We start from the raw sequence: 25,243 nt of genomic DNA, 5'->3' as shown, positions 1-25,243 counted from the left end.
GAAAAGAGTGTATCAGAAAAATATAGTTGCTGACAGATACGGATGATTACGTACTTACTGTCATCACAGTCAATCGTGAGCGTGTCCGCTGTATAAGTCTGGATCTTTACACAATCAGCACTAGCTTTTGCAGCTTCCTCAATAATCTTAAATGCATTTTCAATCTTTCCCGCATGGTTTGCAGACATCTCCGCAATAACATAAATGCCGGATTTCATTTTTTCATATAAATTCATAGCTGCTCCTTTATGCATTTATTCACTTTTCTGAATATAATATCGGCATTTTTTCAAATCATTCACTGCTTACATTTTTTCACTAACCCTAAAGAAATCTCTTTCTCCATTTAACAACTTCAGAATATTGTAAAATGCCTGCTGTCCTGTTGCCAACCTATTTACACTCTCATAAAATGCACCCGAATAGTTTGCATTGATTTTCTTTAAACTTATTGCTGATGTAAGCTTTGTTTCAAACGGAACGAATACCACTTTTTGTTTAAACGGCAACTTATCAAATCGTTCTGCCAGTTCTTCACTATCCGTCTGCATTTCAACAAACAACCTTTCCTCATTCATCCGTTGTTTTCTTTCATACCATTTTTGTTCTGCCTCTTCAAAAGATTTATAGTGATTGAAATGAAGCTCTATGTCACCAAGTAATGCCACTGGATATTCTCTTTTTAAATTTGACTCATATTCATTTTTATAATATTTTACTTTTTCATTCATATAAGCATCAAAACTTTCTAACAGTCTGATGTAATCTGCTTGTGGAATAAACATATTAATAAATGGGGACAAAAATTCTGCTTTCAGCGAATGATAAGTAAAACCACCCCAGCAATGATTTGATATGATGCTTACCTTTTTGTTAACAAACTGCACATATTCTTCCATGTCAAACATTGGCAGCGAAAATACCATTATCGAAAAAATTCTGTCCGCCTCTATTCCGATACTTACCAACAATGCCTTCATTTGTGCAAAATTCTGTTCCTGACCTGCAATCAAAAGATAATCCCACTCCTGTTGCAAAATATTTTCGATGGTAGTCACTGGATACCCATCTACATACTCCGCATAGATATCCTGCGTTCCGATTCCAATAACTTTTATCTTTCCGAGCAATTCCTGAAGTCTTATATGATTTAACGCACTCTCGTATGTTGCACCTGCATAAATAATTGCAATCTTATACATTTTTTCTCTCTTCGAACATTGTATATTTTCTTCACCGTTTTACAGAAACCCGCTTACTGTATGCAAATGGCAGCTTCTTTCCTTTTACCCTGTCATAGAATGCCTGCAGTTTCTGTGCACCGTCATTATCTCCCGCTGCTTCACACCATGGGATGACTTTTCGAAGCACTGTCGCCTTATCATAGCTTCCGTGCAAAATCATTAAAAGAAGTGTCTCCGCAGAAATTCTTCCTTCCACCACTGCATCCTTTAACTCTGAATAAGCCGCACTCTCCATTTCGCACTCTACCCGGCGCAAAAGAAATCTTACGGTTATGTATTTCTGGCAGGCTGCCTCATAGTCACCTGTCTTATCAAAAAAGTGTTCTTTTATACCACACTCCTGCTCTTTTTCATAGATTTCACACATTACACCATACAGTTCTAACGCAGAATTTTTCATCTGGTTTTTGTGATACAACTCTATGATTTTTCCAGCATCTTCCCAATTCCCCACATCAATTAGTCTGCGCACCTCATCTGCCAGCGCCTCGCTTAGATTCTCCCATTCCTCCTCATAGACGAATGAAAATCCATCCTCCTCCGTAAAAAAATCCGGATACGTTTCAAGTGCAATTTTTCGATTCTCATCATAATGATTCAACTTTGCAAAACTACTGTCGTGAATCACCCACGGTGTCTTCTGATAAGGAACCAAGATATGATATCCTGCTTTACGCATCTCAAAGGACTGCGATACATCATAAAAATCAAAGTTCACAAATAAATCTTCCCGCCATGCCACATCATACTGTGTCGCGATCAAAAGTCCGTCCACCGCATCCACCAGACAGTCTGCCTGCTGTGCCGGGTCGCAGATGAGCTGATATGCAAAATCCGGCTCCCTGCAATCCACAGTGCCCTCATTCCACGCAAGGTAAGCAACTCCGGTTTTGGGCATCCCGCATCCGCCGACCATTCCAATCATGCCGACATCCGGTGCACTACAAAACCGCTCTAACAGATAAAAAATAAACTTCGATTCTTTGATAAACACATCATGGTGCAGATATACTTTATATTTAGCGTCACTGCTCTGCATCCCGGCATTGTATCCTGCACACATCGATGGTGCATCCTCAATGCCGATGACATCCCGCTCGAATCCTTCCGGCAGAAGCAGCCTGTTTATGTAGTAGCAGCACTCATTAAAATATAATTGATTGTTCGTGCATATGATAAATGCGATTTTATTTTCATTCATGTATTCTTCTCCACTCTTATCTCCACTATCACTAATTCCACAGACTGCAGATAGAATACTTTGATGACATTCTTTTTTTCAAAAAAGCAGTCGATGTACTGTGTTTATCAGATGTAAAATACCCAATCGCATCCAAAATTTCTACACAGCAGTTTCCTGCATTTGAAAAAAGTTCTCTTCCCTTTTCAAAAAAATCAGAATAATACTTGGGAGATGACAAAAACCTTTCAACATCTTTTCTTAAATCTTTTTTTGTTGTTTTAATAACATAATCCATCGGATTCGCATATCTGCTTGGCGTACAATCGGGAATAAGCCAATCAGCAACCGCAATACTTAACTTACCAAACATTAATGCTTCCGCCATAACATTGGATTCATCAGAAACAATAATGTCGCTCATTGCAAGTGCTGTCATGATACTTTCCTGCGGCTCAATGTAATATACATTTTCATATTTACCCTCATGAAGTTCTCGCATTTGCCGTATATTCTCAGTAATATTAGAATACACCTCTGACCAGTCGGCCTGCTTGATAAGCAAATTCACATTTAAAGAAGACAATGCCTTAATAAAGTCATCCTCTTTTCCGTCATTCTCCCATGATGGTGCATAAAGTATCGAAATATCATACTTTAAATTTAACTTTTCTTTCAAACTGCTAACACGCTGTGCAAGTTCAGGAGACGATACCAAATCACTTTTAGGATAACCAAATTCATATGTTCCACATCTTGGATTGACATAATAATTAAAGGCGCATCTGCTCCACAGATTATTCCAGAATTTTCCTGGAAGAATCCCAATGTCAAACTTATTCCAAGGCTCATACTCCCAGATGTTTGGTTTATGTCCCTGTGCCAGATCATGCAGAAGAATCACAGAAAATCTTGAATTTTCAGGATGACATACATGCTGACAATAAACACCAATTTCTGCCGGTGCAAAGATATCCCTGGTAAAAGACACTCTATATCCCCGGGCTTCAGCCTCATCTGCAATCGGTTTTAAATTATAATATTCACCCATATCGGTATAAAAAAATGTAATATCCTTTTTACATGGGACAAAATTTTCTGTCTGGCTAAAATTATTCACTGTTGCTGATGTATGTTCCAGTAACTGATTTTGAAAGATATTTAAAAATTTTTGAAAATCATGAACTAATTCGGCATCGTGCAAAGCGGGTGTCAGTATAGCAGATACTAATGGCATATAGGTATATAAAACTTTAGCCGAATAAAGTAACTGATACAGCAACGCTGATTGCTGCATTGAATCAGGAATATCACATTCAAAAAAAGGCACGGTTTTTACATAATCCATGGATAATAACAGGGTAGATAAATCGCCATATATATTTACATCATTTTCAATGCTATAAGTTAATAACTGATTTCCACCAAAAATATGTTCATCAAGTACTTCCCGGTAAATTCGCTCAGGATGTGCAAGGATTGTATTATCTGCCTCAATAAAATTTCGACTGCAAACGACTCCATCAACAGAATCATTCTGGCTAAGTAGTAAAAGCAAAGCCCGAATACGGTTGCTGTCATATTTGTGGTTACAGTCGCAAAAGCAGATATATTGACCTGACATACTGGTAAAACAATGATAAAAATCTTCCAGCAAATTATCTGCAGACAGAACTGTAATTTCAAGATTTTGATAATTATTGTATCTGTTGATATTATCACAACATGCTTGTTCATCCTCATCCGGCTGTTTTATGTAAATAAGGCTTACCAATGGCTCTGGTGTAATACGCAAAGAAGATAAACTAGTAATATAAAAATCATCATAGCCAAAAGATGATTTGTAAATTTGCAGACATTCAAGCATAGCTTTATCATCGTTAGATAAAATACATTGTTTTGTTAACTGCATCATTTGTTCTTTAATAGACATATCGTTCATAATATTTCTCCCTATATCGTCAATTTTCTGTAATGTCAGTCTGTCCACAAGCATATTCTACAATACCTAAATCTCATCAATCAAAGTAATAATCTCCTTAATTGGCATCAATCTGTCATCGATTTCTTTCGCTCTGTGATATGTCAGAATATCTGTAGCTGTTTTCTGCATTGCTGGAAACGCACTGCGCGTAAGCTGATTTGCATAAATCACAATGTTGACCCCATGTGCCTGCAACTCACTCTCATAGGTGGCATTATATGAGGTTGGCACAACAACGATCGGTGTTACCGCATCCCTATTACGAAACTTATCACAAAATTCAAAGATTTCATCCGGTTCTTTTTTCCTGCTGTGGATCATGATTCCATCTGCACCTGCTTCCACATAGGCAGATGCCCTCTCTAAGGCGTCATCCATACCCTTTTCTAGAATCAGGCTCTCAATGCGGGCAATAATCATAAAATCCTGTGTGCGCTGTGCATGCTTTCCTGCGCGGATCTTGGCAGTAAAGTTCTCGATGCTGTCCTGCGTCTGCTCTACCTCTGTCCCAAACAAAGAATTTTTCTTTAATCCTGTCTTATCTTCGATGATCACGGCAGAGACGCCGATGCGTTCCAATGTACGCACATTGTATACAAAATGTTCGATCATTCCGCCGGTATCACCATCTAAAATGATCGGCTTTGTCGTCACCTCAAGTACATCATCTACGGTACGCAGTCTTGACGACATATCTACCAGTTCAATATCCGGTTTTCCTTTCGCAGTGGAATCACACAGACTTGAAAGCCACATTGCATCAAACTGATCGATCTCCCCCTGGTTTGCCACAACCGTTTTTTCGGCTATAAGACCAGTCAGCCCACTATGCACTTCCAAAGTCTTTACGATAGGACATAATTTAAGTAACTGGCGCAGCCGTTTTCTGCGATATTCGGGCATGGCAGCGCGCTCCCGCATCACTGCCTCTATATTTTTTACCTGCTCATTATATGTATATGGAACTTCGATTAATTGGCCACCCCATTTTGCCAGATTTTCGATTACATTATCGCGGATCACTTCCATCGGATCATTCAGCCAGTTATCCCCATGAATGACATAATCCGGCTTTATCTGCTCTAAAATATTCCCGTACATGACCTCATTCTGTACTACTACTTCATCCACCTCAGGAATCTGCTCTAACATCTTTTTCCGCTCTTCAAATGAAACAGTAGGAAAACGGTTATAACGTATCATCGCAGCATCGCTTAATACACCCGCAATTACTTTTCCATATTTTTTTGCTTCATGAATAATATTCAGATGACCCTCGTGGATCACGTCTGTACAAAAACATGCATATACTTTTTTCATTCTTTCACTCCGTGGTATTTCATAAAATTCTCTTTGTTTTCTGCTGCTGTTTCTTTTGGTCTTCCCAGATCCGCTCTTGACTGCATGGAAACCTTTATCTCAATGAAAGTAAGTTTTCTTTCTGGTTTAATGTCATGCAAAACCTGCTTTAGTTCTTCCATTGTATCAATGTAGTAAACAGCTTCGTACCCAACTGTCCGCGCAACTTCTGCGTAACTCAACCCTACGCATCCGGTCGGCATTCCTCCAACCGATTCATGTGCCTCATTGTTCAGACAGATATGGACAAAATTTTGCGGTTTCTGCTTTGCAATAAATGCCAGACTTCCCATATGCATCAGTTCTGCTCCGTCACCATCCATGCAGTACACCCGTTTTTCTTTTGCATTCTCCGCAATTCCAAATGCGATCATGGATGCGTGTCCCATCCCGCCTACGGTCAGGAAATCCTGCGCATGGCTTCCGTTGATTCTGTCACTCTGTTCATATACCTCCCTGGATATCTTTCCAGTCGTAGAAACCACAACATCGCTTTCATCCAGTGACTCTATAATCTGTGCAATAACATCTTCCCGGATCAGTGAATTGTCATTTACATAAATACTTTTTTCTTCAATCTCAAGGAAATCCTTCTTCAGGACAAACGCAAACTGCTGCCCTTCCTTTAACTTTTGTGCAGCTCTCCCAAAGCCCTCTGAAATCTCCTGCTCCGTGAGTTCTTTCCCAAGCACCATATGTTCTATGCCAAGCACATCCAGCAGGCTTTCTGTGATCTTACCCATATATTTGTGCTGTGGTTCATCCTTTTTGCCCGGCTCACCGCGGTACCCAACCAATAACAGCATCGGGATTCCGTATACTTCCTCATTTGCAAGCGATGTGATCGGATTAACAATATTTCCAAGTCCACTGTTCTGCATGTATACACAGGCAGGTACGCCCGTCGAAAGATATTCTCCGATTGCAATACCGACTGCTGCCCCTTCATTTGCCGGTACATAATGTGTAAATTCCTCTTTCCCCACTCCATTGATATAATCGCAGAATGGCCTTAGTGCAGAATCCGGTACACCTGTCAATGTTTTAATTCCCACTTTTTTGATCTGTTTTATAAAATCCGTTACAATCATTTCTCTTCTCCCATCTATTCTGCATTACGGTATGTCTCATCTATTTTACATAATTCGTCAAATGTATCAATCTCAACCACACTATCTGCCGGTATCTCTTCTACCGTAACATCAAGATTGTCCAATTCCTGATCCACGATCTCATCCCAGAAAAGCTGTTCATGTCCTGCTGTTTTATATGCTTCTTGAATGGCATTCCTGATTAACACGGCATCTTCCTTTTTCCAATACGAGATTCCTGCCATATTATAAGTATCCGTGCCGCCTTTTCCGACTCTGGTAATTTTTCCTTCCCGCATTTCAAATACCCAGTCATCCGAATATCCCGGAATCATTTTTCCAAAATAGCAGGATTTCTTAAATTTCCTCAGAAAAATTGCAGGATCCGTCACATACAGATCTGCCTCGCAAATAAAACAGTCCTTACTTCCCAGAATATCCCCCACAGCATACAGTGATGAAATATTATTTTTTTTCAGATACTCCTTATTTTCAATCAATACCAAATGATCATATTTTTCTGTTAAATAAGCAAACTGCTCTTTCCGATATCCTACAACAACATAAATTATTGTGACACCACGCTGCTGCAACGCTTCAATAATTGTTTCAATCAGTGATTTCCCATGAACACTTACCAATGGCTTGGCAATTTTATCTGTCAGAGGTCTCATTCTTGTCCCAAGTCCCGCTGCCATTAAAATAGCAATCTCGTTATCTGCCATATTGCATATCACCTCATAATCTGATCCTTTTATTTTTCTTCACGGTAAAAAACAGGAACCGCCACTTTCATGCTTTCCAATCCTGCTTGAAATACTTTAAAAAACTCCTGGATATCAGCTTCATCAACAGCACCTAACGCACAAAGCCGGAAGGTTTCCGTATTGTTGATTTTTCCAGGATATATCGTAAATCCTCTCTCATAGCAATAATCATGGATTGCAGAAAAACTCCAGTTTGGATCATCTGGGTATTTTACAGTAATGACCAGTCCTGCCTGCCATTCCCGCTTTATCACATCCTGAAATCCCAGCTCTTCCAATCCCTGATGTAAGGCCACAAAAACTCTGGTATGACGTTTCCACTTTTCCTGCTCACCCTCTGCAAAATATTCCTTTAGTGCCTGCCGCATCGCGTAAATAGTCTGTACCGGTGGGGTAAAGTGCATTTCTCCATGTTTTTCGAAATAATCATATTGCAGATATAAATTGCAATAATAAGATCTCTTTGGATAATCCTTTGACTGTTCAATAATACTTCTTTTGCCGACAACAAAAGATACTCCTGTCATTGCCATAAGACCTTTCTGTGCGGATGCCATACAAAAATCAATATTATCTTCTTTGATATTGATCGGACGCATCGCATAGGTGGATGTTGTATCTACCACAAATACTGCATGATACTGATGCACCAGCGCCCCAATCTCCCGTACCGGATTCAGAATTCCCGTACCTGTCTCATTGTGCGTCGTATAGACAAGGGCAATATCCTCGTTTTCTTTTAATGTACGCTCAATTACTTCCAACGATGGTCTCTCATCAATCGGAAATTTCAGATCAATAAACGGCAGTCCGTAATATTTACAGATCTCGACCGCTCTTGAACTGTATGCACCGTTATTGACCACCAGTATTTTCTTTTCCTCCGGCAACAGCGAATTTAAACATACATCCATGGAAATCGTTCCCGAACCGCAGAATAATACAGATGTATATTCCTCTAAATCTCAATGTACGATTTTGACCAGATCTGTGCGGATCTGTTTCATTATCTCAACAAATTCCTGTTCCCGCGGACAAATATCCGGCACTATCTGTGCCTGTTTTACCGTGTCAGTGGTTGTGGCGGGTCCCGGATTTAATAATATATTTCTTTTCACGTTGTTTTCTCCTTCAAATACGTTGCATACATCTTATTCCCTGAAATTATTTCTAACCCACTCAACCGCTCTTTCATAATCATTTACCGTATCAATTTCGCGTGTTCTAAGTTCCAAAAACGGAATTGGCAAATATGGTTCTATTAACTGAAAAACATGTCCTTGTCCATTTTTGATCTTTGCGCTCTTCATTTGTGTAATGCCATTCCATTCATAATTGCCAATATTCTTTGAAAATGCACTTACAAACTCTTTACCATCATCTTTGTATGTCTGAAGCATCCACGGCTCATCTGTATCCGGTATTCCTCCACTCACAAATTCATGATCACATTCCAATATTTTTTTCATATCATCAGGATGTATTATTAAATCTCCATCCAAAGATAAAATATACTCATTTGCATATTGTGATGCTAACGCAACACTTGCACCTGTTCCTGTTTCTCTATAATTATGGTTAAATACAAACACAACATCTTTTCGATATTTTCTAACTACATTAATTACCTTTTCTGCCTGATAACCAACTACTACACGAATATCACTCTCATCTTTCAGCTTTTCAAGATGATGCATAATTAACGGTTTACCTTCTACTTCAACCAGTGCTTTTGTAGTTCCAAGCCCCAAACGATTCCCCATGCCTGCGCAGCTAATGATTACTGTCCTCGAAACCTGCATTGCATTTCCTCCTTTACAAGAGCCTTTCTAAAAATTCGACTAATTTTTCCTCATCATAAATTGCATGACTGGCACATGCAAGTACTGCCGGTGCAATCTCCCTTACCCCACCATACCCAATTCCTACTTCCGCTGCCTCTATCATCTCAGCATCATTATTTCCATCTCCAATTGCAACAAATGGTAAAACCATTTGACCAATAACCGCATTTTTGTCTACAATATTAAACACGTCTTCAATATAATCATTTTTCACAATCGCTTTAGAACAAAACGTATTTCGTTCCATTCCCAACTTCCTGATCACCCCATCAATCCATACATCCAAATTCCCTGTAACAATATGGCATCTATCGTGATTTTTCTGTATAAAATCCACTAAATGATTGTTTAATTGAATTCTGCTGACCATTTCATTCACTTCACTTACAGGAACATCTTTCAATAGTTCAACCCTTTGCAAAAAACTCTGTTTAAACGGTATTTCCCCCCTCATTGTACTCTCTGTAAGTTCGCTCATCCTCTCATATATTCCTAGCCTTTTTGAAATAGTAGGCAATATTTCCTGTTTGGTTACCGTTGAATCCAAATCGAATAGAAAAATATATCTGCTCATCCTCTACCTCTCTTTTGCTATTGTAAATTTTCTTTCAACCACTTTATCGTCATCTGTAGTGGATCGTAAAAGCAATATTGTTTTCGTAAATTTACTGTACTCTCTGTTTTTTGGCATTTATCAATATATTCTACCAGGACTGGAAATTCTGTACACCCTAAAACCACATTTCTTTTGCCAAATTTGTCAAGAAAATTTCCAAACTGATGCACTAAATCTTCATTCAATTCATTTCTTTTCACACATTCAATGAAATACCGAATATCTATAAAATCCTCTTCATCTGGATTTACACATTTTATTCCATACTTTTTTAAACGTGTTTGATATAATTTTTTCTGTAACGCCCCCTCCGCAGCAATAACCAACACTTCTCCCTCATCCTTCAATTTCAGTTCTTCGCCCATAATATTAATAATGTCTACAATTTTTTCTTTTGCCTCCGGAATTTTTTTATATACATCATTTAAAAAATAATGCGCTGTTCCACACACTAATATGATCTTGCTCACATCATTCTGCATCATTAACTGTATGGAATCAGAAATACCATCCACCACCTCATCATATGCCTCACCATACAATAATGCCCTTGTCCTGCTTGGCATGGTAAAATTATTATCCATTATTATATGAGGATAATTTCGTTCACTTTCTGAAGCGAATTCTTCCAACAATCTTTTATAAAAATTTAACGTTGCATATGCCCCAAAGCCACCTATAATCCCTACCTTTTCCCTATACATGTTTGGTCACCTTTCCAAGATATAGTAATATTGAGCGGTCTCTTTTCTATTGTTAAGCGCATCGTCATCAAATAAAAATCCTTCCTCTTTTATCCTGAATCCTTTATTTAAGAACATTTCATTTATACTTACCATCAATTCATCCCGTGTTCTATATATAGCATTATAATAATCGTTCAATTCCTCAGAAAAAAAATCTTTTAATGTGAGCCTTTCTTCTATTGCAATAGGTTCCCGGATACATATAACGGATTTTGTCTCACAAACTTTTTCTATCTGTCTTAATGAATCTGCCATATCTACATCATTCAAATACATTAAAATTCCAACGATCAAAATCCTGTTATACAAACCCTTTCCATTTTTTTTCAGTACCGCTGCAATTTCATTGGCACCACCTACACAGTAAAAAAATCTGTTTCTATGATTTCTTTTATTCGCAATTGCTACCAATTCTTCACTAAAATCCATACCACAATACTCTTTAATATCTTCTGGCAAAGCATCTGCCCATCTTCCAATTCCGCATGCAACATCTAGTACCTTTGCCTCTTTTTCCATATGTAACAATGGCATCAGTTTTTCTATCTCTTTTTTATTCCGCTGTCTTACTATTTCTTCATTATTATCCTGATACATGGTAACCGAATATGGATTACTTTCCTGAAATTTCTCTGCACGTTTCTTAAAAAAGAGTTTTGTATCATTGTAATCGATATTTTCAATTTTTTCTTTTATTCGCATTATTCTCTCCCAACATTATCCTGATATTTATCACATCATAGCATTTCTTTAGTATTTTGTAGTGATAGCGCAAATAAATGTTTATCAATCTTTGTAATGTCATATGGCGTTTCTGTAACACAGGACAGACACGGCATCTCTTCTATATTCATTTTGGCATGCTTTTCCCGAATAGTCATCATCTTTTCTCCCAGCTAGGCTTCTTTAACCCCTATATGATTAATATCCTCTACAATAAGCCGATTATCTGATTCACTGCAGCATAAAGATAGATATCCTTCACATGTCACATTAATAGAATTCCATAACACAGCACATGGAACTGTATGCCTTATTTCAAATGATTTAACAGATAATTTTGACAAATCACATCTGTCTTCCAAACTGGCTAATTTTTGTCCTGCATATCCACAAGGATAATAAAATACAACTTCATCACAGTAACAGCTGGCCATCTGATTAAATGCCTCTAATTCCTCATAATTTTGTTTTATTCCTACACACGAAACGAATATCTTATACTTTTTCCCATTTTCTTCACGATATTTCCACGAAAATTTTAACGCATTTATTGCATTCTCATAATTATCAACACCATGTATTTTCTTATATGTTTCTCTACTTCCAGCATTAATGGAAAATTTTATACTATCTAATCCTGCTTCAAATAATCTTGTCAACAATTCCTCATTTGCCAGCGAACCATTGGTTGTAATAAACGAATACTCATATCCTAATTTTTTAGAATATTCCACCAGTTCAGGAAGCCTTTTATATAATAAGGGTTCTCCATTCATATGAAAACAAATCCTTTTATCTGCTCCTAAAAAATCGGCACACTCTTTCATCACTCTCTTTGCCAATTCAAAGTCTATCATTTTTTTAGGACGATGACTCTCTACATTAGGACAAAACATACATTTATGGTTGCAGGCATTTGTCACTTCCAATTGTAACAATACACCATCCAATGATATCTGCTGACCATTTACAGTTGTTTCAAGTTTTTTACTATACCGTTCTGTTAGATTCATTACTCTTTATCACCTTCTGTTAAACAGTCAATATACTGTTTTATATATTCACTTGCCAGCATTCCATTTTGATTTCTATAGTCCATATATTTTTCAAAAAATTCTTCACGCCGTTCTTTCATTGGATCTTCATTCCCAATTACATTTTTTTCAACAAAATTCTTTATTCCTTCCAGATTTCCTCCATCTGTTTTGTATAGCACCCTTACCAATTCTTTTCCAAAATCATTGAAAGTGTTTCTATCCCTTGTAAGAAAAAGCATTGGTTTATGCATATAGATATATTCTCCCAAAAATGATATACTATCTAAAATCATCGCATCTGACGATTCAAAAATATCTGTATACATTCCATTTTCTATTACCTGGGCATTCGGCAACTGTCTCCACATTTCAAGGTATTCTTCATATTCCTCTTCCGATTTAAATATCCCTTGCTGTACTGCTCCTACTCTAAGCATCGGATGTGGTCTAAATACCCACGATGTTGATGTTTCATTTTTCTTTACATATTCATATAACGATTTGTATATCTTATCAAAATTACCAAATCCCGTAACAGCATCCTTTATAGACCAATGCGGTGCATATATTATTTTCTTTATTTTTTTTTCATCTGCCCTCGGAGATATTTTCCATATTTTTCTTTTCTCCTGCAGACAGGTGTCAAAAAAAGTATCCATTTTTACATATCCACTGCAGACAACATTGATATCTCCTATATCCGCATATTTCGAAGCCATTTCTTTATGTAACGGTGTCTCACAGAAAATTTTCCAATATAACATATGTGATAGCTGATTATACTGCTGTCTGACATTTCCGTATATCATTATTCCATACGGAATATATACATTTAAAATACTCAATGGAAAATTGCATATATTGCTGCTTTCTGCAAATGCCTTATAATGTGGATTTAAATGAAATACAATGTCTGGCATCCCTATCTCTTCCCAGCTTTTATACCTGTTTTTCTGTATATCATACATCTCAACCGTGTCAATTTTTCTTTCTCGAAAATATTGAACCGTATCCAGATACATTTTACTGACTGCCTGCTGCGATCCTGCAAAAAAAGGGGCTACCGCAACACACACTTCATATCCCGATGTTTCATTAAATCTCTTATATAATTCCTCACAGCTCCACTCCGCACTGTCTTTCAATAAAAATACAATTTTTTTTACCTGTTTCTTTCGAATACAGTTTAATGCTGTTTCATATACTTTAGCAGAAATCTCTTTGAAAAGTTCAATACTTCCTTTTTCTTTTACCGAAACTAATGACTGGTACGTATGATCTTCCAGGAACTTTTCATTAATCCCGTTTTTCTCATAACACTGTAATATCTCATCAAAAACAGATGTTCCATTCTGCATTTCTTCCAGTTTATCCGCTAATATCTTATTTTGTTTTTCATAATAACTGCGCTTCTCATATTCATACTTCATACTTTTAATCATAAGCTCCAGCATCATGCAAAATTCTGTCCGCGCACCATTTGCCGCTAATGATTGCAGTACGGTACAATACTCCTCTGCAATCTGTTCGGCTAATTTTATATCATTCGCATAACACAGTGCACAATAGTATACTGTCCGGAAATTCGATATTGGACACATATCCAATGGTAATTCGCCGCTTTTCACCATTTCCAACATTTTTTCAATTGTAGTTATAATCTCATTCTGTTCATTTGTCATCTCAGTTTCTCCTGTCTGCACTACTGTTCCCATACATTACCCGTAATCTCTCCCGGAACGTAAAATCACGCTTTACACGCTCAACTCCCGCAAGTGCAATTTGTTTTCTCTCGTCCTCATGTTCGAGATAATATTTTGCCTTATAAAACAAGTCCTCTATATTCTCATATACGACTAATTCTTCTCCAATGTTAAAGTACTCAAAGAGCTCTTCCTGATAATTTGAGAGCATAAATCCACCGCATCCAAGCACATCAATGACCCGAAGCGGTATTCCGGTACGGATTGTCTTGAGCGAAATATTGAGGTTGATTTTACTCTGAGAAAATGCAAGCGGCATCTGTGAATAATAGTCTGCGTATCCACGATATCTTACTTTTTCTAACCTTTTATCCACATCCGTTGAATACAAATCCACCGGATAATGTGCAGATAAAAGCGCCAACGCCATATAACGTTCCCTTCCAGTCGTCTCGCAGGCAAGCATAAATTCAAGTTCTCTTCTGCCCATCACAAATCCGTCCTTTGCCACTTTTGTATATTCGACATTCATCTGTGCTAACAGTTCATCGGTAATTAATTCCGGTATCAAATAACCGCCGTACACTTTGCCCTGTGCATTTACAATTCCTTCCAGATACCCCTTTGTATAGCCCTGTAACGGTGCCGTAAAATATGCATACTCTGTCTGGTAAAGTTTTCCAACTAAAGAGATATCCGTCCGATAGTCTTCTTTTTCCCGTTTCGATGCATTAATACGAAAGACCTCCGTATCCACCGCAAGCGGCAGATGCATCGCATTGACTCCATCTTTGCGGTGTTCCTCTGCCTGTCCCCTGTCAAAAAAGAAAATCCGGTTGCAGGAATTCTTAAGGCTCTCCAGATTTCGGATGTGAAGCGGCGAATCATATACCCATGCCGTGTATACGATTCCAAGTTCCTCACACAGCATCGAAATCAATGGCGAAAAATTGACCGACAGCACGTCCGTATAAGCTCCCGCCTTTAAATAAGCCCGGAACTGCTCTAAAAAAGCATCATCCTTTTCCCAGTCGTTAAACTGATAAAAAAATGTATCATACGGGATTTCCAGTTCCTTCAACCCCCGCTCGATTCCCTTATTCATAAAAGAATGCCATTGAAAAAATAATAATTTCATATTTCTCCCTGTATTCATCAATTTTCCGCAACTTTCTTCACTTTATCAATCACTTCATCCTGCTGTTCATCCGTCAGTTTCGGGAAAATCGGCAGACTGATAATATGTGTATACAGCTCTTCAGCTACCGGACAATGCACATCCTTAAATCCGTGTTCCTGATAATACGGATGATAATAAACCGGAATATAGTGTACATTCACACCGATTCCCTCCTCACGCAGTGCCTCGAATACTTCTTTGCGATCTTTATTTTTTACCTGAATAATATAAAGATGCCAGCCGCTCTTTGTATCTGGAAGCTGATATGGAGTAACAATATTTTTGCAATCTGCAAAAGCCTCATTATATCGTTCTACAATCTCACGTCTGCGTGCAATAAAACGATCCAGCTTTTTCATCTGTGTACAGCCTAATGCACACTGGATATCCGTCATACGATAATTATATCCCAGATCGATCTGCTGATAAAACCAAGATCCCTCATTGCGGGTCATCTGGCTTTCATCTCTTGTAATTCCATGACTGCGGAACAATACCAGTTTCTTGTATAATGTTTCATCATTCGTTACGATCATACCGCCTTCACCGGTTGTAATCGGTTTTACCGGATGAAAACTAAACGTTGTCATATCTGACATTGATCCAATCATTTTTCCTTTATATTCCGAACCAAGCGCATGTGCAGCATCCTCAATAACAATCAGATGATGTTCCTTCGCAATTGCATGGATCTCATCCATATCACATGGCTGTCCAGCAAGATGAACCGGTATGATCGCCTTTGTCTTACCCGTGATCTTTCGTTTTATATCTTCCGGATCAATATTATAAGTTTTGGAATCAACATCTGCGAATACAGGTGTACCACCACAATATAATACACAGTTTGATGACGCTGCAAATGTGATCGGTGTAGTGATCACTTCATCTCCCGGTCCGATTCCCGCCGCATGACAGGCTGCATGTAATGCAGCTGTATCATTTGAAATCGCCACAGCATATTTTGCCCCGACATAATCTGCCACAAGTTTTTCGAATTCTGCGACCTTAGGTCCTGTTGTGAGATAATCAGATCGCAGTACATCTACGACTATCTGAATATCATCCTCTTCAATCGTCTGTCTTCCATAAGGTATCATAATAATCATCACCCTTTCATCATCTATTTATGTATATCGTCACATTCGTTCAAATTTCCACAGATCAGGAAATCAGCAATCCGTTCTGCACCTCTTCCATCTACAAGTGCCTTCATGCAGGCGACCTGCCTTTTTCGCAGCTTTTCCTGTCCCGCCAGTTCTGTAAGTCGCATACAGATAATTCTTTCTATGTTATCTTCTTCCCTTGCATCCCCCACATAGCACATAGCTCCGTAATTATCCATACTGGCTGCAAATGCCATCTGGTTATCCGCAAAAGAAAAACATATCGCCGGTATTCCACAGGCACACAGTTCCAATAACGTTGTACCGCTTGCCGAAACCGCAAGTTCACAGCTGTGCATATAATCACTCATATTAGAAATATTTTTATGAATACAGATCCTCTTATCCCTCTCTGAAAGCCCGCACAGTTCTGCTTCATGACTGTTCATATTTCCAACAATCACATGAAATCTATACTCTTGAAATACATCCTTATCCAGACACTCCTGTAACAGCCTGCCGGCAATATTATAAGTATCAGTCCCCCCGGTTGTAATCAGAATGCTTTTTTCTCTCTGTTCCACATGTGATTTTAGAAATTCTTTCCGCAGAGGTGCATACCTAAACCCACGCAAATAGACTGGCATATTTTGCTCGGATCGTTCTTCTATATTCAATGAATTTTTTGTTCTGACCGGAATATATTGTAACACTGCTGCCACCGGATATATCTGCATTCTCATATCATCAATATAAAGTACCGGAATTCTGTCATTCAATTTTCCAAGATAACGTGGAGTTGCCTGATACGAGTCTGCTACCAGATATGTAACTTTTTTCCCCTGCCTGTCTAAATCATCAAGCTGTCTCTCTAAAAACGGAAGTTCTTTCTCAAGATCATCCCATTGGCTTCCTAAGATCCGGTAAGAAAATCCTGCCTGCCTGAGTCGTTCGGTCTCTTTGTCTTCTGCAAGCCAGAATTCACATTCCACGCCTTTTTCCCGACAGGCTTCTGCAATTGTCATACAGCGCATCAGATGTCCCGTCGCTGCCGTCTCATTGGCGTCTGCCCGAAATACGATCATATTTGCTCCACTTCCAGCTGCCCAATCGGTTCCCCAAAACGGTATGCCTTCTTCGCCGGTTTGCCAAGCAATGCTTTATAATATTTCGGCTTGATTCCGATTGCCGGTCGAATACTTCTTACATTCTCTTCCGTAAACAACTCTCCTTCTGCAATCGGTTTTACCGCTACAAGTGAGCGTCTGTATTTTAAACTGTCTTTCTCATGCTCGGTCAGTTCGTAGGTCGGTCTACCCTTGATAAGGCAGGCATTACGGACATCCTGTACCATTTGGGCAAAATCTTTCATTTCCATTGAAAACGCTGCATCCGGATTCTCAATCTCATGACTTAAGCACACATGTTTTTCAATTACCTGCGCACCAAGAGAAACTGCCACCACGTCTGCAAGGGAACCCATGGAATGATCAGACAGACCAACCGGTACGCCAAACCTTTCCTTCATATCCGGAATTACAGACACATTCATATCCTCATACTGTGCAGGGTACTGGCTGCAACATTTTAACAATACGACTTGTTCATTTCCCTGTCGCCTGCATGCTGCAAGTGCTTCCGCAATCTCTTCTTCCGATGCCATACCACAGGACATGATCATCGGTTTTCCCTTGCCCGCCGTATATTCAATCAACGGAATATCTACCAGTTCAAACGAGGCAATCTTATAAAATTCAATTCCAATCCCCTCCAGGAAATCTACCGCAGTGCGGTCAAACGGTGTGGACAGGAAATCTACACCTACTTCTTCGCATTTATCCTTTAACTGCTGCTGCCATTCCCACGGAGTATAAGCTTCCTGATATAGCTGATAGTAATTATATCCGTCCCATAACCCGCCCTTGATCCGGTATGGTTCGTCGTCACAGTCAATCGTGAGCGTGTCCGCTGTATAAGTCTGGATCTTTACACAATCAGCACCAGCTTTTGCAGCTTCCTCAATAATCTTAAATGCATTTTCAATCTTTCCGGCATGGTTTGCAGACATCTCCGCAATAACATAAACGCCGGATTTCATTTTTTCATATAAATTCATAGCCGCTCCTTTATGCATTTATTCACTTTTCTGAATATAATATCGGCATTTTTTTCAAATCATTCACTGCTTTACAGAAACCCGCTTAATGTATGCAAATGGCAGATTCTTTCCTTTACAGCTATTGATCTATACTGCGTCTTGCATATGTCACGCCGCTTTCTTTTTCTTCGCACAGTTTTTCCCTTATTCCAATATCCTCATACCAGACATCGTCTTTTAACACTAACTCAACACCTGTCTTAAAACGATTCCACGAATTTTGAAAAATCCGTAACAGCCTATCCCCCGCATCTCTGTCAAACCGCTTTTTCCATACAACCATACCCGTTGTCTCATCTACTTCCATTGCAACTTCCACAAATTCTGCCAGCCACTTACTGTTATGACAGATTTCGTCTGATAATCTCTTATTCTTTTTACATATCCAGCAGGTCACTCCCGCAGCACCGATGAGACATTCCGCATACTCTTCCCGTCCGGCATAATTCATCATCTCGCCCATTGCATCCGTCGAAATCATTTCCTCAACACGCGCAAACCGCTCCGGAATACTCTTCTCAATCGTATTCATCTCACGGTCACACAGTGCTTCTCCAAGTACGATGCTCTGGCACATGGCTGCGATGTTATCAAGCACTCGTCTCGCCACATAGGAAACAGCTTCTTCTCTGCCTGCAGTGGTCGGAGGCAAAATTTCTTTTATACTGTTCCACTGTCGTTCCACATTATAATCATATACAGTTCTTTTCGCTGTCTGCGAGGTATTGAGTGTCAGCACATATTCCGGCTGGCTCATGACAACTATTTTTTCCGCTTTCACAATCGCTTCTGTCATTGTCTGGCTGTCTATATAAAATGGATCGTAAAAATCCATCCCATTCTGCTTTAAAAAATCAATCTTCAGATAGTGCATTGCCGAATTATAATACACATTGTGCATCAGCTCCGTCATCCTTATCAGCCGTTCTCCGTCCCCTTTGTACACCTTATTCTCCGGCAGTGTATATCTTATTATGTGATATTCCCCCTGCTCATATTTCGCATAATAAGTTCCCGTAAAAATAATCTGTGGATGATTTTTTTTTACCTCATCTGCAACCTCTGTAAGTGTATGTTCCGTTGCCAGATAATCATCTGCACCAAGAAACATCATATATCCTCCAGCCGACGTTTTCAAACACTCACTGATTCCCTTGCCCCAACCAATGTTATCCTTTCGGTAGATGCACTTTATCCGGTCATCTGATTTCTCATATTCCTGCAGTTTCTCTACAGATTCATCCTTACTTCCGTTATCTAGAATCTGCATTTCCCAGCCGCCAAACTCCTGGTTTCTCACAGACTCTACCGCTGTAGCAAGCGTCTGTGCAGAATTATAAGTGCACATGATGATGGTAAACAGCGGTATCTTTTTTTCAAATACATATCCATAATCAGCCGGGACAGCTATATACGAAAGTGTTTCAAATATTTTCTGTGATGCGATATTTTCCCGTTTTACCTCTGCAATAAGTTTTCGACAGACTGCCTGCTCGCGCAGCTCCTCTTCAATGCTTCCTAACATCCATTTGGAATAGCCGTGTCCTCTTGCCCTTAGACAAAGTGCATAGGAAATTTCTCCATTCTGCCCTTCCAAATCCACGCGTGCCTGTCCGATGCGCTCTCCATCCTGCTCTAAGATATAGATCCGTGTATTTTTCTCTTCTAACTTCCGCTCAAACCATGCCACATGATCCTCGTAGGAAAATATCCCTGTCTGAAATGAATTTTTCCGAACCTCTTCCTCATTACGCAGTTCGTACAGGAAACGGCAGTCTTCCTTTTCTGCACGCCTTAATCTCAATCCATGTGTATTTTCCATTGCTGCTCCATCTAATTCATATCCTGTTCCAGCTCATCTATCACGCCGCAAAAGCTGTTCTTACTGTCCATCAGCTGCTCTGCACGCTCTTCTGCCAGACGGGACATCCTCTCATAATAATCTTCATCCGATGCAAAATGCAAAATTGTCTCTGCCATTTCGCCATAATCTGCCACCCTAAATGATTCTCCCGCTGCCGCAGACACGTCTCCAACTGGCAGTGTCACCGCTGGAAGCCCTTTGTATAACGCCTCTGCCACGGAACTTCCGCCACCGTTTCTCTTTGGATTCACATACAGGTCCATGCACTCCGTCACCGCCAGTGCGTCCTCCTGTGCCCCTAAACATCTGCTGTTGGCTGCTAATAACGGGTATTTTTTTATACTCTCTTCATAGTTTTGGTATTTTCCCATAAATGCTGCCACGATTCGTGCATCTTTGCGGCAGACACTATCCAGCATCTGTAGAAATTCATCTGAAATTTCTTCGTCCAGCCGCCATCCTACAATCAAAAGTACAAACTGCTCCTCCCTGAATCCAAGCTGCTCCTTCGTAAAATGATGCTCCTGCTCCTTGAAGCTGAACGTAAACAGTGTCCGTTTCACATTCTCTTTTTTCACTTCAAGTTCCCTTAAAATTGCCACATCCTCTTCTGTCAGTTCCTTATCAACAATCTGGTATTCTCCGCAGGAAAATGGCAGCTTGGAAAACACTGTGCTTACCGTAATTTCCGGAACAAACAATCCACAAATGTCTGCACAGATGTCGCTTCCCCCAATATTGAGTAAAAATTCCGGTTTCTGCGTGACCACAAGCTTTGCCAGCGACACAATGGTATCAAGGTTTGGCATGTCATCCTCACACTGCAGGAATGCAAAGTGTTCCCCCTTGTATTCCAGTTCTGTTTTCGTCAGATATTCTGCATTATAGACAGAGTCCTTCATTTCAAAAAAAGGCGCCGCACCTTTTCTTGGAATCTGCATGGCAGTATTTACGGTCAGAACACGCTTTCTCATATATTTCTGTAAAACATAGCACCGGTCCAGAAGTGTTTTTGTCGGCGCATGAAGCATCCCAAGTACCTGGGAAGAAAATACAAATACAAGATTTTTATTTCGTTCTGCCGCTGGAATATACTTTCTGCCCTTTGCCCCAAGTACCGCAGCAAATGACTGAAATAATTCCTTGTACAGCCGTGCCAGACGAAACTCCGCCTCAAAACTCTCAAGCTGTTTATTCTCAAAAATTGCCGTTGAAATCTGCCAGTAGTGTGACAGCTTATTGTACTCGCCGACCTGTGCATAATCCGCATTTAAGACTACATCCAAAAGTCTCCTGGCTGTCTCTTTATCATTCCCCGCTTTCATGCAAAAAGAGAGAAGATGTATCTTCATCCAGTCCGGATACCCCTTTACTTTCTCTTCTAACTTTTTGATTTCTTCCTGCTTTTGCCCAGGTGTCTCTTTGTCCCATTCTATCCGAATCTCTTCTAACGCTGCCTCAATTTCTCCAAACCGCGCAAAATATTCTTCGTTGGAAATCAGACGATATTCTTCTAAACTGTGAATACAGGTCATTCTTTCACTCCGTGGTATTTCATAAAATTCTTTTTGTTTTCTGCAGCAATTCACTGTAATATTTTGGTTTTGTTCCAAGTGTTCCATTTTCTGTAACAATAAATAAACGGCAGAAACCAAATCATTTTCTACCGTTTATCAGATACCAATATACAAGTATATTACATTACCCCTGCTATTTCAAAACTTCCAAAACAGCCTTGGCATCATTATTATACTGAGCTAATATACTCTGTGATGCACTTACTAAAATCCTGTTTGTGGAATGTAATACCAGTTCCATATTCATTTCCGTATCTCTAATATTTGATTCTGATGTCTGGGTATTCTGTGATGTATAATCAGCATTAGTTGCCGCATGCTGTAGCTGCTCTAACTGTCCACCAAACTCGTCTCTCCATAACGCTGCCTTCTCAATTGCATCCTGAACTGTCGATATCGACTTTGCTGCAGCCTGATGTGAAGACACATCAACTTTATCTACCCCAAGACTTTCTTTACTTGCATTTACAAACCGAATCTTTACACTTTGTCTAGCCAAAGACCCCGTTTGAATCTGATAATATCCAGGTCTTGCCTGTGGAGTTCCCTCTGCTAACATATACTGCTGATTAAAATTTGTGGTATACGCTATGCGATCAATCTCCTGATTCAACTGATCAATTTCATCCTTTATTGCATCTCTGTCTGCATCAGTATTAATATCGTTCGCAGCCTGTGTTGTCAGTTCCACCATACGATCCAACACATCCTGTGTTTCCTGTAATGCAGCATCTGCAGTCTGTAACATACTGATACCATCTTGGGAATTCCTTGACGCTTTGTCCAGACCTTTAATCTGGTTTCTCATTTTTTCAGAAATCTGTAATCCTACCGCATCATCATTTGCAGATATAATTCTGTATCCAGTCGAAAGTTTTTTCGACGAATCCTCCATCTTTTTTACATTATATCTCAGCTGACGGCTCTGACAGATTGCTGCCATATTGTGATTAACTACCATGTTTGCACCTACCTCTTCCATGAGTTGTATTCTTCTGTTAAATATATCGAATCCTCTACTATATAACTTTAGATATTTTTATAAATTTATTATTCACAAAAATTCTTATTCTAATTTAAAATATTTTATGGTATTATAGCCACAACGAGCCATAAATCACATTTAATACCCATTTATTATTGAGGTCGATATCTATGAACGATAAAAAAATTGCATTTATCATTTGCACAAATAACAACCTTTATTATGAAGAATGTGTACGTTACATTAATGAACTGATTATTCCAACCGGATATCTAATTGATATCATTGCCATTAAGGATGCCGATAATATTCTATGCGGATACAACGCTGGTATGGCTTCATGCGATGCCAAATACAAGGTGTATCTTCACCAGGACACTTTCATCCTTTATCAAAATTTTTTAAAAGACACCATAAATATTTTTGAAAATAATTCAACTATTGGGATGATTGGCGTCCTCGGTACAACAAAACTTCCAGAAAATGCTAATTGCTACCTTTCTTGGAATATTGGAAAAGTTGCTGCATATGACGGTATATCTCTTAACAGCACAGATTTTTTATATCAAACAAACGCATTACCTTATATCTCTGTAGAAGCTATAGATGGAATGCTTATGATGACCCAATATGATTTACCATGGCGTGAAGACATACTAAGTGGATGGGATTTTTACGATATATCTCAATCATTAGAAATGCGTTATAATGGCTACACTGTTGTCGTCCCCTATCAGGAAACCGAATGGTGTTATCATGATAATGGTGTAGCCAACTTAAGTAATTACGATATAGAACGACAAAAAATCATCAACGCATACCCAAGTATTTTTAATATTTCAGTTGATGCTTCTCAGCAAAATGAATTACAAAGCAAATTAACATTATGGCATAATATATATCAGGATTTAATCAACCTATTTAACAAAAAAGAATATTCCGAATTAGTCAAAGCCATTTCCAATATACGTGATAAAGAAATTTTGCATACACATATCCGCGAATTAATTAATTTAATGGATATTTATGTATTAGAACACACCAATCATACTCCACATAGTATTTATTTTTCTGGTACACCATGGGAACAAATATATGATTTATATTTATATACACACTTTATCGTAATACGTCTTGGATACCAAAAAAGTGATGATCGTTATAATGATTTTTTTCAACTGCTAATTAATCAAAAATTATCCGTTATAGCCGTTCATTTTATTGCAATGCACTCCCTAAAAGACGGTTCTAACACCCTGCAATACCTGCTTGATTGGAATTCAAATGATCTTTGACTTAGTTTCTGTTATTTGAACAGAACTAAGTTAAAAATCATTCTTCATAAGTTGATATTTCATTTCTGCTAGTTTCCAGTCTACCTCATTATCGATATCCTGAACCTCCAGTTCTGGCACTATTATAGGTATTATGTTATCCATAATCTTTCCATTATTTCTCAAATAATTTTCAACATTATATACATAAAACTGTCCTGCATCATGATATTGTTTTTCAAGATCCTGAGAGCGTGATCTTGCATATTGCGGATATTTGAACTTAATTCTTTTATTTTCATCCACAATATAGCACCTTTGAGGTGGATAAGAGAACTCAACAACAGGCATAACTGCCTCCACACCATCACGCTCTATCATCTCCATTGCAAATTGTAACTTTTCTCTTGTTATAAATGGTGCTGTCGGATAAATACAACATATATATTCAAATGTTCTTCCAAGTTGTTCATATTCCGAAAGCACCTCTAAAATGACATCCGACGTTGTTGCATAATCATCGGATGTCCTTTCACTCCGTAAGAAAGGAACTTCTGCCCCATAACTGCGCGCAATTTCTGCAATTTTATGACTATCCGTCGAAACCATAACTTCAGAAAATATCCCTGATTTCAACGCCGCTTCTATTGAATATGCAATAATAGGTTTCCCACAAAATTCTTTTATATTTTTTTTAGGAATTCTTTTACTTCCACCACGTGCTGTAATAATAGCAATCGATTTTTCTTTCATCTTATTCTCCATCTGTATACTTTCCATTCTTCAATTTCAGTCAGTCCAGTTC

The 25,243-nt window shown here is 38.8% G+C and carries 23 protein-coding genes and 1 pseudogene; 1 reads left to right on the top strand and 23 read right to left on the bottom strand.

Features of this window, described 5'->3' with window-relative positions; genetic code table 11:
- The 22 genes and pseudogenes from DW650_RS17535 to DW650_RS17435 all read right to left on the bottom strand — a co-directional run.
- A partial coding sequence (locus DW650_RS17535; RefSeq protein ID WP_243103012.1) for an N-acetylneuraminate synthase family protein occupies positions 1-236 on the bottom strand: 236 nt, incomplete at its 3' end.
- A 69-nt stretch (positions 237-305) separates the two neighbouring features.
- The gene (locus DW650_RS17530; RefSeq protein ID WP_118210685.1) at positions 306-1,202 is read right to left on the bottom strand and encodes a DUF1919 domain-containing protein; all 897 of its coding nucleotides are present in this window, start codon (positions 1,200-1,202) and stop codon (positions 306-308) included.
- A 31-nt stretch (positions 1,203-1,233) separates the two neighbouring features.
- On the bottom strand, positions 1,234-2,445 hold the full coding sequence (locus DW650_RS17525; protein WP_118210684.1) for a glycosyltransferase family protein: 1,212 nt from the start codon (positions 2,443-2,445) through the stop codon (positions 1,234-1,236).
- A gap of 31 nt (positions 2,446-2,476) precedes the next feature.
- Complete coding sequence (locus DW650_RS17520; protein WP_158576237.1) at positions 2,477-4,366, bottom strand: CDP-glycerol glycerophosphotransferase family protein; 1,890 nt, start codon at positions 4,364-4,366, stop codon at positions 2,477-2,479.
- 66 nt (positions 4,367-4,432) lie between these two features.
- The gene (gene aepX, locus DW650_RS17515; protein WP_118210682.1) at positions 4,433-5,728 is read right to left on the bottom strand and encodes a phosphoenolpyruvate mutase; all 1,296 of its coding nucleotides are present in this window, start codon (positions 5,726-5,728) and stop codon (positions 4,433-4,435) included.
- Complete coding sequence (aepY, locus tag DW650_RS17510; protein WP_118210681.1) at positions 5,725-6,858, bottom strand: phosphonopyruvate decarboxylase; 1,134 nt, start codon at positions 6,856-6,858, stop codon at positions 5,725-5,727. Before aepY ends, aepX begins: the two co-directional genes overlap by 4 nt.
- Positions 6,859-6,872: 14 nt before the next feature.
- On the bottom strand, positions 6,873-7,583 hold the full coding sequence (locus DW650_RS17505) for a sugar phosphate nucleotidyltransferase (protein WP_118210680.1): 711 nt from the start codon (positions 7,581-7,583) through the stop codon (positions 6,873-6,875).
- Between the two features lie 29 nt (positions 7,584-7,612).
- Positions 7,613-8,569 (bottom strand): annotated as a pseudogene (locus DW650_RS17500) (2-aminoethylphosphonate aminotransferase); the annotation flags it as partial.
- A 21-nt stretch (positions 8,570-8,590) separates the two neighbouring features.
- The gene (locus DW650_RS20225; protein ID WP_243091674.1) at positions 8,591-8,743 is read right to left on the bottom strand and encodes a hypothetical protein; all 153 of its coding nucleotides are present in this window, start codon (positions 8,741-8,743) and stop codon (positions 8,591-8,593) included.
- 33 nt (positions 8,744-8,776) lie between these two features.
- Positions 8,777-9,427, bottom strand: coding sequence for an NTP transferase domain-containing protein (locus tag DW650_RS17495; protein ID WP_118210679.1), 651 nt, complete (start codon positions 9,425-9,427; stop codon positions 8,777-8,779).
- Positions 9,428-9,440: 13 nt separating this feature from the next.
- On the bottom strand, positions 9,441-10,043 hold the full coding sequence (locus DW650_RS17490) for an HAD-IB family phosphatase (RefSeq protein WP_118210678.1): 603 nt from the start codon (positions 10,041-10,043) through the stop codon (positions 9,441-9,443).
- A 17-nt stretch (positions 10,044-10,060) separates the two neighbouring features.
- On the bottom strand, positions 10,061-10,789 hold the full coding sequence (locus DW650_RS17485; RefSeq protein ID WP_118210677.1) for an aspartate/glutamate racemase family protein: 729 nt from the start codon (positions 10,787-10,789) through the stop codon (positions 10,061-10,063).
- A 6-nt stretch (positions 10,790-10,795) separates the two neighbouring features.
- Positions 10,796-11,533, bottom strand: a complete 738-nt coding sequence (locus DW650_RS17480) for a class I SAM-dependent methyltransferase (RefSeq protein ID WP_118210676.1) — start codon at positions 11,531-11,533, stop codon at positions 10,796-10,798.
- Positions 11,534-11,727: 194 nt separating this feature from the next.
- The gene (locus tag DW650_RS17475; protein ID WP_118210675.1) at positions 11,728-12,567 is read right to left on the bottom strand and encodes a radical SAM/SPASM domain-containing protein; all 840 of its coding nucleotides are present in this window, start codon (positions 12,565-12,567) and stop codon (positions 11,728-11,730) included.
- A complete protein-coding gene (locus DW650_RS17470) occupies positions 12,567-14,273 on the bottom strand; it encodes a CDP-glycerol glycerophosphotransferase family protein (protein ID WP_158576236.1) in 1,707 nt (568 codons plus the stop codon). Before DW650_RS17470 ends, DW650_RS17475 begins: the two co-directional genes overlap by 1 nt.
- 1 nt (position 14,274) lies before the next feature.
- The gene (locus DW650_RS17465; protein WP_118210693.1) at positions 14,275-15,432 is read right to left on the bottom strand and encodes a CgeB family protein; all 1,158 of its coding nucleotides are present in this window, start codon (positions 15,430-15,432) and stop codon (positions 14,275-14,277) included.
- A gap of 17 nt (positions 15,433-15,449) precedes the next feature.
- The gene (pseC, locus tag DW650_RS17460; RefSeq protein ID WP_118210692.1) at positions 15,450-16,574 is read right to left on the bottom strand and encodes a UDP-4-amino-4,6-dideoxy-N-acetyl-beta-L-altrosamine transaminase; all 1,125 of its coding nucleotides are present in this window, start codon (positions 16,572-16,574) and stop codon (positions 15,450-15,452) included.
- Positions 16,575-16,597: 23 nt separating this feature from the next.
- A complete protein-coding gene (gene pseG, locus DW650_RS17455; RefSeq protein ID WP_118210673.1) occupies positions 16,598-17,665 on the bottom strand; it encodes a UDP-2,4-diacetamido-2,4,6-trideoxy-beta-L-altropyranose hydrolase in 1,068 nt (355 codons plus the stop codon).
- Positions 17,662-18,696: a pseudaminic acid synthase gene (pseI, locus tag DW650_RS17450; protein ID WP_182384868.1), complete on the bottom strand. Its 1,035-nt coding sequence runs from the start codon at positions 18,694-18,696 to the stop codon at positions 17,662-17,664. The genes pseG and pseI overlap by 4 nt, the downstream gene beginning before the upstream one ends.
- A gap of 121 nt (positions 18,697-18,817) precedes the next feature.
- A complete protein-coding gene (locus tag DW650_RS17445; protein WP_118210671.1) occupies positions 18,818-20,560 on the bottom strand; it encodes a GNAT family N-acetyltransferase in 1,743 nt (580 codons plus the stop codon).
- Positions 20,561-20,571: 11 nt separating this feature from the next.
- On the bottom strand, positions 20,572-22,137 hold the full coding sequence (locus DW650_RS17440; protein WP_158576235.1) for a glycosyltransferase: 1,566 nt from the start codon (positions 22,135-22,137) through the stop codon (positions 20,572-20,574).
- 175 nt (positions 22,138-22,312) lie between these two features.
- Positions 22,313-23,161, bottom strand: a complete 849-nt coding sequence (locus DW650_RS17435; RefSeq protein ID WP_243091672.1) for a flagellin N-terminal helical domain-containing protein — start codon at positions 23,159-23,161, stop codon at positions 22,313-22,315.
- A gap of 173 nt (positions 23,162-23,334) precedes the next feature.
- On the opposite strand from DW650_RS17435, the gene DW650_RS17430 reads away from it, so the two are divergent.
- Entirely contained in the window at positions 23,335-24,459 is a 1,125-nt protein-coding gene (locus tag DW650_RS17430; RefSeq protein WP_207743163.1) for a glycosyltransferase family protein, read from the top strand.
- Positions 24,460-24,489: 30 nt separating this feature from the next.
- On the opposite strand, the gene pseF is transcribed toward DW650_RS17430, so the two are convergent.
- A complete protein-coding gene (pseF, locus tag DW650_RS17425; RefSeq protein ID WP_118210669.1) occupies positions 24,490-25,191 on the bottom strand; it encodes a pseudaminic acid cytidylyltransferase in 702 nt (233 codons plus the stop codon).
- Between the last annotated feature and the right edge of the window lie 52 nt (positions 25,192-25,243).

It is taken from the genome of Roseburia sp. AM23-20, assembly GCF_003470905.1.
Classification (GTDB): domain Bacteria; phylum Bacillota; class Clostridia; order Lachnospirales; family Lachnospiraceae; genus Roseburia; species Roseburia rectibacter.
Note: the sequence above shows the minus strand (reverse complement) of the source record. Positions and strands in the feature narration are given on the sequence as shown.